Source organism: Agrobacterium sp. LEGMi-208b, from assembly GCF_059511785.1.
This window is the reverse complement of sequence record NZ_CM183445.1, coordinates 1,746,060-1,761,169: the sequence shown is the minus strand read 5'-3', so window position 1 is coordinate 1,761,169 and position 15,110 is coordinate 1,746,060. Positions and strand designations below refer to the sequence as shown.

General features: G+C 59.7%; 12 protein-coding genes and 2 riboswitches. Of the genes, 3 read left to right on the top strand and 9 right to left on the bottom strand.

Annotation, left to right across the window (positions count from 1 at the left end):
* Nucleotides 1-15: 15 nt before the first annotated feature.
* Nucleotides 16-126: riboswitch (TPP riboswitch) on the bottom strand.
* 45 nt (nucleotides 127-171) lie between these two features.
* From AC5YUO_RS08610 to AC5YUO_RS08600, 3 genes are all read right to left on the bottom strand, one after another.
* Nucleotides 172-564: a VOC family protein gene (locus tag AC5YUO_RS08610; RefSeq protein WP_003520331.1), complete on the bottom strand. Its 393-nt coding sequence runs from the start codon at nucleotides 562-564 to the stop codon at nucleotides 172-174.
* Nucleotides 565-662: 98 nt separating this feature from the next.
* Nucleotides 663-2,489, bottom strand: coding sequence for an ABC-F family ATP-binding cassette domain-containing protein (locus AC5YUO_RS08605; protein WP_496152995.1), 1,827 nt, complete (start codon nucleotides 2,487-2,489; stop codon nucleotides 663-665).
* A gap of 4 nt (nucleotides 2,490-2,493) precedes the next feature.
* Nucleotides 2,494-3,147: a thiamine diphosphokinase gene (locus AC5YUO_RS08600; protein WP_496152994.1), complete on the bottom strand. Its 654-nt coding sequence runs from the start codon at nucleotides 3,145-3,147 to the stop codon at nucleotides 2,494-2,496.
* Nucleotides 3,148-3,236: 89 nt separating this feature from the next.
* A riboswitch (SAM riboswitch) is annotated at nucleotides 3,237-3,313 on the top strand.
* 84 nt (nucleotides 3,314-3,397) lie between these two features.
* Here AC5YUO_RS08600 and metA point away from each other — a divergent pair.
* Nucleotides 3,398-4,324: a homoserine O-acetyltransferase MetA gene (metA, locus tag AC5YUO_RS08595; RefSeq protein WP_400817242.1), complete on the top strand. Its 927-nt coding sequence runs from the start codon at nucleotides 3,398-3,400 to the stop codon at nucleotides 4,322-4,324.
* A 176-nt stretch (nucleotides 4,325-4,500) separates the two neighbouring features.
* The gene (locus AC5YUO_RS08590) at nucleotides 4,501-5,520 is read left to right on the top strand and encodes an aldose epimerase family protein (RefSeq protein WP_496152993.1); all 1,020 of its coding nucleotides are present in this window, start codon (nucleotides 4,501-4,503) and stop codon (nucleotides 5,518-5,520) included.
* A gap of 15 nt (nucleotides 5,521-5,535) precedes the next feature.
* On the opposite strand, the gene mtgA is transcribed toward AC5YUO_RS08590, so the two are convergent.
* Complete coding sequence (gene mtgA / locus AC5YUO_RS08585) at nucleotides 5,536-6,183, bottom strand: monofunctional biosynthetic peptidoglycan transglycosylase (protein ID WP_496154833.1); 648 nt, start codon at nucleotides 6,181-6,183, stop codon at nucleotides 5,536-5,538.
* Between the two features lie 235 nt (nucleotides 6,184-6,418).
* Between mtgA and AC5YUO_RS08580 the strand changes: the two genes are divergently transcribed.
* Nucleotides 6,419-7,333 (top strand): polyprenyl synthetase family protein, encoded by a 915-nt coding sequence (locus AC5YUO_RS08580; RefSeq protein WP_496152992.1) that lies wholly within the window; start codon nucleotides 6,419-6,421, stop codon nucleotides 7,331-7,333.
* 30 nt (nucleotides 7,334-7,363) lie between these two features.
* Here AC5YUO_RS08580 and AC5YUO_RS08575 read toward each other — a convergent pair whose 3' ends face one another.
* The 5 genes from AC5YUO_RS08575 to pyc all read right to left on the bottom strand — a co-directional run bounded on the left by AC5YUO_RS08575 (nucleotide 7,364) and on the right by pyc (nucleotide 15,056).
* Entirely contained in the window at nucleotides 7,364-8,026 is a 663-nt protein-coding gene (locus tag AC5YUO_RS08575; RefSeq protein WP_400817248.1) for a YiaD family glycine zipper/OmpA-like lipoprotein, read from the bottom strand.
* Nucleotides 8,027-8,092: 66 nt separating this feature from the next.
* On the bottom strand, nucleotides 8,093-9,343 hold the full coding sequence (gene ispG, locus AC5YUO_RS08570; RefSeq protein WP_496152991.1) for a flavodoxin-dependent (E)-4-hydroxy-3-methylbut-2-enyl-diphosphate synthase: 1,251 nt from the start codon (nucleotides 9,341-9,343) through the stop codon (nucleotides 8,093-8,095).
* A gap of 120 nt (nucleotides 9,344-9,463) precedes the next feature.
* The gene (locus AC5YUO_RS08565; protein WP_400817251.1) at nucleotides 9,464-10,654 is read right to left on the bottom strand and encodes an MFS transporter; all 1,191 of its coding nucleotides are present in this window, start codon (nucleotides 10,652-10,654) and stop codon (nucleotides 9,464-9,466) included.
* A 12-nt stretch (nucleotides 10,655-10,666) separates the two neighbouring features.
* Entirely contained in the window at nucleotides 10,667-11,467 is an 801-nt protein-coding gene (locus AC5YUO_RS08560) for a DeoR/GlpR family DNA-binding transcription regulator (RefSeq protein WP_496152990.1), read from the bottom strand.
* Between the two features lie 127 nt (nucleotides 11,468-11,594).
* A complete protein-coding gene (pyc, locus tag AC5YUO_RS08555) occupies nucleotides 11,595-15,056 on the bottom strand; it encodes a pyruvate carboxylase (RefSeq protein ID WP_496152989.1) in 3,462 nt (1,153 codons plus the stop codon).
* Nucleotides 15,057-15,110 lie beyond the last annotated feature (54 nt).

The following is a 15,110-nucleotide window of genomic DNA, read 5'->3' as shown; positions in this document are numbered from 1 at the left end:
GGGAAATAGCCGCCTGCGTTAAAGCCGTCTAATCCCTCCGCCGGTATGAACCGGATCAGGTTCTTCGGGTTGGCAAGCCTCTCAGCCTTTTGCGTCCAAGCACAAAAGACACCCCGTTAGATCAAGATGATGGTGTAGTCCCGCCGTCCCTGATTGGCAAGATGGCCGAGGTCAGCCCTGCTCCGTCATATGCACCAGTTCCCAGACATGCCCATCGGGATCCTGAAAGCTGCCGGCATACATGAAACCATGGTCCTGAACGGGCTTCCAGCCGCTACCGCCGGAGGCAAGCGCGGTGGCGATCATCCGGTCGATTTCCTCGCGGCTTCCCGCAGAAAGACAGGTCAGAACTTCGGTGGTGCGCGTCGCGTCGGCAATATCGCCGTTGATGAAATCACGGAACCGCCCCTCCTGGAGAAGCATCACGAAGATGTTTTCCTCAACGATCATGCAGAGCGTGCGGTCATCCGAATATTCCGGGTTGAAGCTGAAACCGAGAGCCGTGAAGAAGTTCCTTGATGTCTCGATATTCTTGACCGGCAGATTGACGAAAATCATGCGCATTTTCACAACTCCTCCAAACGAACGCCGGCATAGAACGGCAATTCCGCTTTTCTGTCAAAGGCCGAAGCAGGACCGGTCAAACGAGAGCCCGATTGCCTTCAGCCCTCCAGTTCCTCGCGCAACATCTCCAGTTCCAGCCATTCTTCTTCCATGGCCTCCAGCTTGTCGCGCAGCTTCGACATTTCCTGCGCCAGCGTGTTGAAGGCATTCGGGTCCTTGGTGAAAAGCTCAGGGTCGGCCATGCGCTGCTCGCGTTTTGCGATTTCGCTTTGCGCCTTTTCCATCTCCTTAGGCAGATTTTCGAGCGCGAATTTCTGCTTGAAGGAAAGCTTGCCCTTGGCCTTTGAAGGATCCTGCGATGGGGAGGCCGAAGGTGCGGCCTTCGCCTTTTCCTGTTTTTCCGCCTTGCGTTTTTCTTCCGCAGCACCCTTGCGCTGCGCCATCATGTCCGAATAACCACCGGCATATTCAATCCATCGACCATCCGGCTCGTCCGGATTGACGGGCGCGATGGTGGAAGTGACGGTGCGGTCGAGAAAATCGCGGTCGTGGCTGACGAGAATGACGGTGCCGGAAAAGCCCGCGACGATTTCCTGCAAAAGATCGAGCGTTTCGATATCGAGATCGTTGGTCGGCTCGTCAAGGATCAGAAGATTGGTCGGCCGCGCCAGAATGCGCGCCAGAATGAGACGCGCGCGCTCGCCGCCGGAAAGGTTGCGGATCGGCGTGCGGGCCTGTTCCGGCTGGAACAGGAAATCCTTCATATAGCCGGTAACATGCTTCAGTTCGCCATTGACCAGCAGGTTTTCACCCCGGCCATCAGTCAGATAATGCGCCAGCGTATCGTTGGGATTGAGATCTTCGCGCTTCTGGTCGAGCGTCGCGATCTCCAGATTGGTGCCGAGCTTCACCGTGCCGCTATCGGGCTCCAATTGACCGGTGAGCATCTTCAGAAGCGTCGTTTTACCGGCGCCGTTCGGACCGACGAAACCGATGCAATCGCCGCGATGGACGCGCAGCGAAAACGGCGCGACGATCACCCGCTCGCCGTAAGCCTTGGTGATGGCCTCGGCCTCGATGACCAGCTTGCCGGATTCGCGCCCTTCGGTGACGGTCGCCTGCACCGTGCCCTGCGGTCCCTTGTGGCCGCGATATTCGGCACGCATCGCCTGAAGCTCGCCGACGCGACGCATATTGCGCTTGCGCCTTGCGGTCACGCCGTAGCGCATCCAGTGTTCTTCGCGCTCGATGGCCTTGCCGAGCTTGTGCTGCTCCAGCTCTTCCTCTTCCAGCACCTTGTCGCGCCATTCCTCGAAATGGGCGAAACCGCGATTGAGACGACGGGACTGGCCACGGTCGAGCCAGACGGTCGAAGTCGAAACCTTCTCCAGAAAACGGCGGTCATGCGAGATCAACACCAGGGCACTGCGCGTCTGCTGCAACTCGCTTTCAAGCCATTCGATGGTCGGCAGATCGAGATGGTTGGTCGGTTCGTCCAGCATCAGGATATCGGGTTCCGGCGCCATCACGCGGGCAAGGGCCGCACGTCGCGCCTCACCGCCGGAAAGGCTTGCAGGGTGCTCCTGCCCGGTGAGGCCAAGATGCTCGAGAAGATAGGTGACGCGATAGGGATCGTCACCGGGTCCGAGCCCCGCTTCGGCATAGGCCTGAACGGTGTCGTAACCGGCAAAATCCGGCGCCTGCTCCAGATAACGGATGGTGGCGGCCGGATGCCGGAAAACCTCGCCCGACTGCGCCTCGACGAGACCCGCAGCGATCTTCATCAGCGTCGACTTGCCCGAACCGTTGCGCCCGACGAGGCAGATGCGGTCGCCCGGTTCCACCTGGAGATTGGCGCCATCGAGCAGCGGGGTCACGCCGAAGGTCAGCTTGATGTCATCGAGTTTCAAAATTGGGGGTGCCAAGGCGTCAGGCTCCGGTCAGATCATAGGGGCGGGCGAGCACGATGGCTTTTCCGCTTTTCAGCGAGAAATGCACGGGGCCGCCATTCGCGACATTGGAAATAGTGCGGGACGAACCGAAAGCAAGCGCGAAATCCGTCAGCGGATAACGCACATTGCCGATATCGAGCCCCGCAAGGGCGGTTAGTCCGGCAACGGAAAACAGCGAAGCGGGCGGCAGATCGATATCGAGCGAACCGGCAAGCAACGGCCGGGCCTCTTCTTCACCCGATGTCAGCGTAACGTCGATACCCCGTTCGGCAAGCGCCACCGCGTAAAGAAGGTGCTGAAGCGCATGGTCGCTTCTCGCACCCCCAAGCGCACCGACGAGCACCAGCGAATGCGCGCCACGGGAGAGAGCTTCCGATACCGCGATCTCGCCATCGGTTACCGCCTTCGCAGCCGGATATGGCTGCCGCGCCACATGGGGCCAGGCATTGAGCAGCTCCTTGCTGGCGGAATCGAAATCCCCGACCCACAGCTCCGGCGCAAGGCCAAGCGGTCCGGCGTGGCGCATGCCGCCGTCGGCAGCAATCACACGGCTGTCCGCGACCGCCTCTTTCAGACGATCGGTCACCGTGACATCGCCGCCAAGCAGAATGGTGAAGCGCTCTTTATCCATGCCCTGCCTTATCGCACCTCGGCCAAAAATGGAAAGCCGAAACCCGATGAAATCAGCCTATATTGATTTTCGCCGGCTTCGGGATTATGAAACGCCTCAGTGGTGATTTGCCGACCGGCTTGCAGCCACTTTAAAGAAGTCGCTAAAGGGTCGAGGAAAAGGGCAATTTCCTGGGACCGGTCGCGATTTCCGCTGCCGGTTTTTTTGTTTTCGCAACGTTCTTTACGTGATCCGGAAAAGAGAGTTCGACATGCCGATCAAGATTCCCGATACGCTTCCCGCTTTTGAGACCCTCGTTCATGAGGGCGTGCGGGTCATGACCGAAACGGCGGCCATCCGGCAGGATATCCGCCCGCTCCAGATCGGGCTCCTCAACCTCATGCCGAACAAGATCAAGACGGAAATCCAGATGGCGCGCCTCGTCGGCGCCTCGCCGCTGCAGGTGGAGCTGTCGCTGGTGCGGATCGGCGGCCATCGCGCCAAGAATACGCCGGAAGAGCATCTTCTGTCTTTCTACGAGACGTGGGAAGAAGTGCGCCACCGCAAGTTTGACGGTTTCATCATCACCGGTGCCCCCGTGGAGACGCTGGCCTACGAAGACGTGACCTACTGGAACGAAATGCAGAAGATTTTCGAATGGACGCGGACAAACGTCCATTCGACACTCAATGTCTGCTGGGGCGCGATGGCCGCCATCTATCATTTCCATGGCGTTCCGAAGCACGAGCTGAAGGAAAAGGCTTTCGGGGTCTATCGTCACCGCAATCTCTGCCCCTCATCGATCTATCTGAACGGCTTTTCGGATGATTTCCAGGTTCCGGTCTCGCGCTGGACCGAGGTACGCCGCGCCGATATCGAAAAGCACCCGAAACTCGAAATCCTGATGGAGTCGGAGGAAATGGGCGTTTGTCTGGTGCATGAGAAAGAGGGCAACCGGCTCTATATGTTCAACCATGTCGAATATGATTCGACATCGCTTTCGGACGAATATTTCCGTGACGCGAATGCCGGCGTGCCGATCAAGTTGCCGCATGATTATTTTCCGCACAACGACCCGGAACTTGCCCCGCTCAACCGCTGGCGCAGCCATGCCCATCTGTTTTTCGGAAACTGGATCAACGAAATATACCAGACGACGCCCTATGATCTCGAAGCCATCGGGCAACTCGCCGCGTAAAGCGCGTCGCGTTTTATCGAACGCATGCGACGCGCTTTCGTTTTTGTTCTAAGCATGTCTTTGTCCCAAAACCGCGGCTCACTTTTGGGAGACATGCTTTGAATGCGGGATTGCGAATTGCCGGAAAATGACGCAACGTCCGCCCGGCAATTCACGATACCAGGGAGAATGACGAGATGGGCGACGCGGCGGCGCGGGAGAATTTCGGTTTCACGGCAACCGGCGAAAAGGTCGAACGGGTCACCATCTCAAAAGGCGGGCTGACGGCCAAGGTCATCACCTGGGGTGCCGTCATTCAGGATCTGCGCCTTGAAGGCCACCAGCCGCCGCTCGTGCTCGGCTTCGACAAGTTTGAGGATTACAAATATTCCTCCTATTTCGGCGCCACCCCCGGCCGCAACGCCAACCGCATCGGTGACGGCCGGTTCTCGATCGACGGGCACGACTACCAGCTGGAGCTGAACGAAAAGGGCGTGACCCATCTACATGGCGGCAGCGACGGCATGGGCAAGCGCAACTGGATGCTGATGGAACATGGCGAAAGCCATGCGGTGCTGCAGATCATCGATCCCGATGGCCGCGCCGGTTATCCCGGCAATTGCACCGTCACCGCCACTTATACGATTCTCGACGGCGGTGTGCTTTCGGTGGTCTATGAAACGGTGACCGACAAGCCGACCATCGCCAATGTCTGCCAGCATTCCTATTTCAATCTCGATGGGGCAGATACCGCACTTGGGCATGAGATCAGCATCGCGGCTGATTTTTACCTGCCCACCAACGAGAAGCAGATACCGACGGGCGAAATCCGCTCCGTCGAAGGCACCGTCTTCGACCTGCGCCAGCCGACACCGATGCGGCGCAAGGAAAATGGTGAGCAGGTTCTCTACGACCATAATTTCTGCCTGTCGCCCGAACGCCGCGCAAAACGCAAGGTCGCCCGCGCCTATTCGCCTGCCTCCGATATCGCCCTTGAGGTTCACACCACCGAACCCGGTGTGCAGTTTTATTCGGCCTTTAAACTGGATGTCCCGGTTCCTGGCCTCGATGGCCGTCATTACGGACCCTTTGCCGGGTTTTGTCTGGAAACGCAGATATGGCCAGACGCCGTCAACCACGCAGATTTCCCGCACGCCATCCTGCGGCCGGGTGAAACCCTGCGTCAGGAAACCGACTATATTTTCAAGAAAGGCTGAAGCTGCGCGCTGGGGTCAATCCAGCACGCAGCCGACATAACCCCCGGAGGCGCGGGCGCGCCGTTCGATAAGGCCGGCAAGCCGTTGCAACCCGCGTCCGGGCTTGCTGGCGACGCGGTCGATGGGATTGGGCAATGAAACAGCCAGCAGCGCCGCCTGGCGGGAACTGAGCTTCGCGGCCGGCACTTTGAAATGGTGCTGGGCGGCAGCTTCGATGCCGTAAATGCCCGGTCCCCATTCGGCAACGTTGAGATAAATCTCCATCATCCGTTTTTTCGACCAGACGAAATCAGCAGCGACTGCCAGTGGCAATTCCAGCCCCTTGCGCAGAAAAGAGCGCCCATTCCATAAAAACAGGTTCTTGGCCGTCTGCATTGGAATGGTGCTGGCGCCGCGGGTGGAAGCCCCCTCAAGCGCATCGCTGACCACGGATTGCATCTGGTTCCAGTCCACGCCGCCATGAAAACAGAATTGCCCGTCCTCGGACATCATCACGGATTGCACAAGGCGTGGCGAAATATCCTCAAGCGGCACCCAGCGTCTGTCATAACCCTGCAGGGTTACCAGATCGGCCAACATCAGCGTCGAAACAGGCCGGATAAACGGCAGCGCATAGACCGGAATCAGCAGATAGGGCAGGATCAGCAAAGCCGGCAAGGTCATGATGATGCGCTTTGCCAACGTGCGAAAATCCACCTTCGGACTGCTCCGGTCTTCCGCCAGTACGGCGTAATCTGCGTCGCTTTCAGGCGTACTGCTCAATATTCGTCAAAGCCCCGCACCAATTGAAGCCTTTCATAGTCCATTGCCGCCTTCAAGGCGAGTCCGGTCGAATAGTTGCGCCTCTGGAATCACGAAAAGGTTTGCCTGCATTCGCGCGGCATGCCAAAGAGCGCGCATGGACGCTCAGATGACGAATTTCGAAACGCGGCTGCGCGAAAACGCGGCAAAAACCGAAGCGCTGCTTGGCCGCCTGCTTTCCGGCGAAGCGCGCGCGGACGAAATCACCCGCCCGCAAAACCTGCTCGACGCCATGCGCCATGGTGTGCTGAACGGCGGCAAACGCCTGCGGCCCTTCCTCGTCATCGAAAGTGCCACCCTTCTGGGCGGAGATGCCGAAGCCGCTCTCTATGTCGGTGCCGCACTGGAATGCCTGCATTGTTATTCGCTTGTTCATGACGATCTGCCGGCCATGGATGATGACGACCTGCGCCGCGGCCAGCCGACCGTTCATCGCAAATTCGATGAAGCAACTGCCATCCTTGCCGGTGACAGCCTGCTGACACTCGCCTTCGATATCATCGCCTCGGATGAAAGTCCGCTCGCAGCCGGGCGCAAGGCCGCGCTCGTACTCTCGCTTGCCCGCGCGGCAGGCATTGGCGGCATGGCCGGCGGTCAGGCGCTCGATCTGGCCGCTGAAAAGAAAGCGCCTGATGAGGACGGCATTATTACATTGCAGGCTATGAAAACCGGCGCTTTGCTGCGTTTCGCATGCGAGGCCGGCGCGATCATTACCGGCAGCGATGTTTCCGAGAGGCGAAGGCTACGCCTCTTCGGCGAAAAGATCGGCCTCGCCTTCCAGCTTGCCGACGATCTTCTGGATCTGACCGCCGATGCCGCTACCATGGGCAAGGCAACCGGCAAGGATGCCGCACGCGGCAAGGGCACGCTGGTGGCGTTGCGCGGCGAAGACTGGGCACGCCGCAAGCTGCAGGAACAGGTGGCCGAAGCCAGCGAACTCTTGGCCCCTTATGGCGAAAAGGCCGCGATTCTCATCGCGGCCGCAAGATTCATCGCCGAACGGAAAAGCTGAGCGGATAACCCTCAGCTTTTCATCATCCAATCAGCCCTTGAGCGGCGAAATCAGCACTTCGACGCGGCGGTTCTGGGCACGGCCATCCGACGAGGCATTCGAGGCGATCGGCTGAGACGGGCCGTAACCGAGCGTCGAAATACGGCGCTGGTCGACGCCACGCGCACCGAGATAATTGGCAACAGAGGCTGCACGACGCTCGGAGAGCGCCTGGTTATGCTGCAGGCTGCCGGTGGAATCCGTATGGCCGTTGATGTCGATCAGCGTGCGGTTGAACTTGTTCAGTACGATGGCGACGGAATCGAGCGTCTGGTAGAACGGCGGAATGACCTGGTCCTGATCCGTTGCAAAGGTGATGTTGGACGGCATGTTGAGAACGATGCTGTCGCCACGGCGGGTAACCGAAACGCCCGTACCCTGGAGCTGAGCGCGAAGCTCGGCTTCCTGACCATCCATGTAATTGCCGATGGCACCGCCGGCGAGCGCGCCAATGCCCGCGCCGATAAGCGCGGCGTTACGACGACCGGTCGGCGAACCGCCAACAGCCAGACCACCCAGAGCGCCAACGACAGCGCCGATTCCGGCGCCGCCGGCCGTGTTCGACATCTTCTGCTCGCCCGTATAGGGATCGGTGGTGGTGCAGGCGGAAAGATAGGTGCCGCAAAGGGCGACGATCGCGATTTTTTTGATCATGTGTTTTGATGCTCCGAGAGGTTCAGGAGGTATGACAGTGGAATTCCGGCCTTTTCACGGTCGTTTTTACTCCGCCGCATCTTTCTGGCCAAAACGCTTTTCGATGTAATCGATCACAAGCGCTTCAAAATCGGCGGCGATATTGGGACCACGCAGGGTCAGCGCCTTTTCGCCATCGATGAAGACCGGTGCAGCCGGGCTTTCGCCGGTTCCGGGCAGGGAAATGCCGATATCGGCATGTTTGCTTTCACCGGGGCCGTTGACGATGCAGCCCATGACGGCGACATTGAGCGCCTCGACACCCGGATATTTCTCACGCCAGATCGGCATGTTCTTGCGAATATCGTTCTGGATGTTCTGGGCCAGTTCCTGAAAGACGGTGGACGTGGTGCGTCCGCAGCCGGGACATGCCGCAACGACCGGAATGAATTGCCGGAAACCCATGACCTGCAGCAATTCCTGCGCCACCTGCACCTCACGGGTGCGGTCGCCATTCGGCTCGGGCGTCAGCGAGACACGGATCGTATCGCCGATGCCATGCTGCAGCACGTAACCCATGGCGGCGGACGAAGCGACGATGCCCTTCGAACCCATGCCCGCTTCGGTGAGACCGAGATGCAGGGCGTGGTCGGAGCGTTCCGACAGCATCGAATAAACCGCAATCAGATCCTGCACCTGGCTGACCTTGGCGGACAGGATGATGCGATTGCGCGGCAGGCCGATTTCTTCGGCGAGTTCGGCGGAAATCAGTGCCGATTGCACGATGGCCTCACGCGTCACCTGACGAGCGGAGAGCGGAAAACCCTCTTCCTTGTTCCTGTCCATCAGCGTCGTCAGCAGTTCCTGATCGAGCGACCCCCAGTTGACGCCAATGCGCACGGGCTTGTCGTAACGAATCGCCATTTCGACGATTTCGCCGAACTGCTTGTCCTTCTTGTCCTTGAAACCGACATTGCCCGGATTGATACGGTATTTCGCCAGCGCCTCGGCGCAGGCCGGATGATCGGCGAGAAGCTTGTGGCCGATATAATGGAAATCGCCGACCAGCGGCACATCAAGCCCAAGACGCAGCAACCGCTCACGGATTTTCGGCACGGCGGCTGCACTCTCGTCGCGGTCGACCGTGATACGCACGATTTCCGAACCGGCCCGAAACAGTGCCGCCACCTGCTGCACGGTAGCGTCAATGTCAGCCGTATCGGTGTTGGTCATCGACTGAACAACGACGGGCGCGCCGCCACCGACGATGACGCCGCCCACGTCGACGGCGACGGATGCGCGGCGGGGCTTCGGGTCGTAATCGGCGTGTGACGTCATGGCGATCTCTGGAGCTTGCGGCAAGGTCTGGCAATTGAGGTGAAACAAGGGGGCCTGCTTGTCAACACCCAACGCATGAGAGCTTCTACTTTACCGCAATCATGGCAAAATTCGATACGCCTATTCCTTGCCCGCACCATCCGCATGACGGGCGAGCCGCGAAAGTAGCAGAACCACCACATGCAGCAGCGGCAGGAACAGGAAGACGCTGGCAAGGCCGGTATGTTCCGCGATGAAACCAATCGCCGACGGTGCTACCAGAATGCCGGAGTAACCCATGGTCGTGACTACCGAAAGGCCGATCCCGGGCGCGAGACCCGGCATGTTGCCAGCGGCCGAAAAGGCAATCGGCACCATATTGGAAATGCCGATGCCGGCAATCGCGAAGCCGATGATGGCGATAGTGGAATTTCCCGCAACACCGGCAATGAGAAGACCGATAATCGACATGGCCGAGCAGAAGCGCAGGGTCGTCACGGCTCCAAAGCGGTCGCGCACCAGGTCGCCGGCAAAACGCATGGCCGCCATGGTCATGGAAAAGGCCGCGAAGGCGAAGCCCGACTGGGACACCGAAGCGCCGAGTTCATTGCGCAGATAAAGCGCGCCCCAATCGAGGATAGCACCCTCGGGAATCATCGAGAACAGCGCCATCAGGCCGATGATCCACGGCAGCGGCGTAAGCGGCAGGCCGCCTTTCGGGCGCTCCTCTTCCGGATGCGGACGATCCGCGAGAACCCGCGGCCATGCAATGACCAGCAGCACCAGCGCGATGACCGTCAGCGCAATGGCGTGCCCCTGCACGCCAATGGCGGTGATGAGGTAACCGCCGAGACCCGCCCCGATCAGGCCGCCCAAGCTCCAGAAGGCGTGGCAGGATGACATGATCGCCCGGCGCATATCACGCTCGACCGCTACCGCATTGGCGTTCATGGCGACATCCATCGCCCCCGTCAGTCCGCCGAACAGAAATACCGCGATCACCCCTGCCCAAACGGTGCCCGCCCAGGAAATGAAAAGCAGTGTCGGCAAAAAGATCGCGGCAGTGACAAGGCTGACCGTACGCGAGCCGAAACGGGCGATCTGGGAACCGGCAATGGGCATGAAAACCAGTGAGCCGATACCGAAGACCAGAATGATGAGGCCGAGCGCGCTTTCACTGAGGGACAGGCGCGCCGCAAATTCCGGAATCTTGGGCGCCCATGACCCCATCATGAAGCCGTTCATCAAGAACAGCAGGGAAACGCCGAGCCTATGCCGTGTCAGATAGGACGAGCGCCCGGCCGTCGGCGAAAATGTCGTGGGGCCATTCATCAGCAATATCCTTCAGACTTGACCATGAGAAAACGGAGCGACGTCATCTTCGCCGCAATGAACCTGCACGCCTTTTGCCGACAGCGCCTCGACGAATGCATGGTCGGCATCCTGTTCCAGCACGAGGGAAAGAGGCGGGGAAAAATCATGTACATGGAAAGCTGCCCTATGGCCGAGCTTTTCCGTGGTAATTGCGGCGACAATCCGGTGGCTGGCGCTGCAGGCGAGCCGCTTGAACACCGCATCTTCGAAAACATCAGCCGACAGACCCGTCTCGTCCGCGACACCGCAGACACCGAGAATGCAGAGATCAGGCCGCATCAGTTCAAGTTGCCGAAGCGCCATGGCGTCGATCGCAGCGCCAACGGCCGGATCGACCTTACCGCCGATCAGCACCAGATCGATATCGGCCCGCCCCGTCAGTTCAGCCGCAATGGCGGGCGTGTTCGTCACCACCGTCAGATTGAGTTCTGCGGGGATCGCGCGTGCGATGGCAAGATTGGTGGAACCGGCATCAATGAAGACGACCATGCCCGGCTCGAGAAGCGGAACAACGGCGCGCGCCAGCAGGGCCTTGCGATCCGCATCCTCGCCAATGCGTGTCTTCAGCGGCACCGTCTTGCTGTCGGAAAGCAGCGCGCCGCCATAAACGCGCAGGCATTCCCCACGCGCCGCCATCTCGCGCAGGTCGCGGCGCACCGTATCTTCGGAAACGCCGAAGTTCTGCGCAAGATCCTGCGCCAGCACCCGGCCGCTTTGTCGTAGTTGCGCAAGGATGAGCGCCTGCCGCTCACTGACGAAATGATCACTCATCGAAACTCATGCATAAACAGGAATAAACGTGCACGAACATGCATATTCGAATTTCTGGCGAAGCGCAATAAAAAACGCCCGCCGAAAGGCGGGCGTCTGATACTGCAATCGGTGTTTCGATATGCGTTTATTCGGCGTAAGCGATCAACAGATCCTTGGCATCGATCTGGTCGCCGGGCTTTACGAGAACTTCCGCGATCTTGCCATCGCGTTCGGCATGCAGCGCGGTTTCCATCTTCATGGCCTCGATGGAAAGCAGCACGTCGCCGGCCTTGATCTCCTGGCCCTGATTGACGAAGACCCGGCTGATCACGCCCGGCATCGGCGCGCCGATATGAACGGCGTTGCCCGGTTCTGCCTTGCGGCGCACGGCGGAGCCGGAAGCGCCATGGGCGCGATCCGGTACCTTGATACGGCGCGGCTGACCGTTGATCTCGAAGAACACCGTCACCATGCCCTTATCGTCCGTGCCGGACGAGGCCTGATTGACGATGACCAGCGTCTTGCCGCGTTCGATATCGGCAAACAGTTCCTCGCCATCCTCCATGCCATAGAAATAGGCATGGGTGGGCAGCACGGAAACCGGGCCATAGGTCTCGGCGGTGAGCGCGAAGTCGGTGAACACCTTCGGATACATCAGATAGGACGCGAACTCGAAGTCATCGACCTTGCGCTCCAGCTTGGTCTCGATCACCTTCCGTTCGGCATCGAGATCGGCATCCGCCAGCAGTGAGCCCGGACGCACCGTATAGGGTGCTTCACCCTTCAGCGCCTTTTTCTGCAGGGCTGCGGGCCAGCCGCCCGGCGACTGTCCGAGATCGCCCTTCAGCATCGACACCACCGAGTCCGGGAAAGACACTTCGCGGTCAGGATTTTCAACGTCGGCCACCGTCAGATCCTGGCTGACCATCATCAGCGCCATATCACCGACGACCTTGGAGGATGGCGTCACCTTGACGATATCGCCAAACATGCGGTTGGCATCGGCATAGGCCTGCGCCACCTCGTGCCAGCGGCTCTCGAGACCCAGCGAACGGGCCTGCTCCTTGAGGTTGGTGAACTGGCCGCCCGGCATTTCATGCAGATAGACTTCCGAAGCCGGTCCCTTGAGATCGCTCTCGAACGCCGCATACTGGTTGCGCACAGCCTCCCAATAGAAGGAAATGCGGCGGATCCATCCGGTATCGAGACCCGTATCGCGTTCCGACCCCGCCAGCGCCTCGACGATCGAGCCAAGGCATGGCTGCGAGGTATTGCCGGAGAAGGCATCCATTGCGGCATCGACGGCATCGACACCCGCATCCACAGCCGCAAGAACGGTCGCGGCGGAAATGCCGGACGTATCATGGGTGTGGAAGTGGATCGGCAGACCGGTCGCCTCGCGCAGCGCCTTGAACAGAACCTTGGCGGCAGCCGGTTTCAGCAGGCCCGCCATATCCTTGACGGCGATGATATGCGCACCGGCCTTTTCAAGCTCGGCGGCAAGGCCGGTATAATATTTGAGATCGTATTTCGGACGCGCCGAATTAAGGATGTCACCGGTGTAGCAAATGGTCGCTTCGCAGAGCTTGTTCTCCTCGGCAATCGCATCCATCGAGACACGCATATTCTCCACCCAGTTCAGGCAGTCGAAGACGCGGAAAAGATCGACACCACCCCTTGCGGCCTGACGAACGAAGTACTTCACGACATTATCAGGATAGTTCTTGTACCCGACACCGTTGGCGCCGCGCAGAAGCATCTGCAAAAGCAGGTTCGGCGCGCCTTCGCGGATGAGCGCAAGACGCTCCCACGGATCTTCGGTCAGGAAGCGCATGGAAACGTCAAAGGTCGCACCGCCCCAGCATTCCAGCGACAGAAGCTGTGGCAGCGCCTTGGAATAAACGCTGGCGACGCGGGCGATATCATGGGTGCGGACGCGGGTGGCCAGAAGCGACTGGTGCCCGTCGCGCATGGTCGTGTCGGTGACCAGAACGCGTTTTTCGTTGCGCATCCAGTCCGCAAAGCCCTTGGGGCCGAGCTTGTCCAGCAATTGCCTGGTACCGTCAGGCGTCGGCGCATCGATATAGGGCACGATGGGCTTTGCCGCCTTTTCGGAGGGCTTCGCACGACCCTTGGTTTCGGGATGGCCGTTGACGGTCACATCGGCCAGATAGGTCAGAAGCTTGGTGGCGCGGTCCTGACGCTTGACCTGCGCGAACAGTTCCGGCGTCGAATCGATGAAGCGGGTCGTATAGGTGTTGTTGCGGAAACTGTCGTGACCGATGATGGCTTCGAGGAAGGTGAGGTTGGTCGCAACGCCGCGGATACGGAATTCGCGCAGCGCGCGATCCATGCGGTTGATCGCCTCATCCGGCTGCGGTGCCCAGGCCGTGACCTTGACGAGCAGCGGATCGTAATAACGGGTGATGACCGCGCCGGTATAGGAGGTGCCGCCATCCAGACGGATACCGAAGCCGGAAGCCGAACGATAGGCGGTGATGCGGCCATAATCCGGAATGAAGTTGTGTTCCGGGTCTTCCGTGGTGATGCGGCACTGCAGTGCATGGCCATTGAGGCGGATATCTTCCTGTTTCGGAACGCCGGATTCCGCCGTGCCGATCGCAGCCCCTTCGAGAATATGGATCTGCGCCTTGACGATATCGATACCGGTCACGACTTCGGTGACGGTGTGTTCCACCTGGATGCGCGGATTGACCTCGATGAAGTAGAATTTGCCGGTATCGGCATCCATCAGATATTCGACCGTGCCGGCGCCGATATAATTGGTCGCGGCGGCAATCTTCAGGGAATAGGCGGCCAGTTCCTGGCGCTGCGCTTCCGACAGATACGGTGCAGGCGCACGCTCGACCACCTTCTGGTTACGCCGCTGGATCGAACAATCGCGCTCGAACAGATGCACGACATTGCCATGCGTATCGCCGAGCACCTGGCTCTCGACGTGGCGGGCGCGCTCTACGAGCTTTTCGAGATAGACTTCGTCCTTGCCGAAAGCGGCCTTCGCCTCGCGCTTGGCTTCCGTCACCTCACGGGCGAGGTCTTCCTTTTTGCGGATGGCGCGCATGCCGCGGCCGCCGCCGCCCCAGGAGGCCTTCAGCATGACGGGATAGCCGATTTCCTCGGCCATGCGCTCCACTTCCGCAATATCGTCCGGCAGCGGATCGGTGGCGGGAACAACGGGGACATCGACCGAAATCGCCAGATTACGGGCAGCCACCTTGTTGCCGAGCTGGCGCATCGTATCGGCCGTCGGTCCGATGAAGGTGATGCCGGCCTTGTTGCAGGCCTCGACGAATTCGGGGCTTTCGGACAGAAGACCGTAACCGGGATGGATCGCATCCGCCCCGGAGAGCTTCGCCACGCGGATAACCTCCTCGATCGAAAGATAACTCTCGATCGGCCCCATATCCTTGGCAAGATGCGGACCCCTGCCCACCTGATAGGACTCGTCCGCCTTGAAGCGGTGCAAAGACAGCTTGTCCTCTTCCGCCCAAATCGCAACGGTTTTTATCCCAAGCTCGTTCGCTGCCCGGAAAACGCGGATCGCTATTTCGGATCGGTTGGCAACAAGTATTTTCGATATCTTCAAGACGGTCTCCCCACACGCCAAAACAAAATTTCTGCTGCACTGCGGAATTAAGCA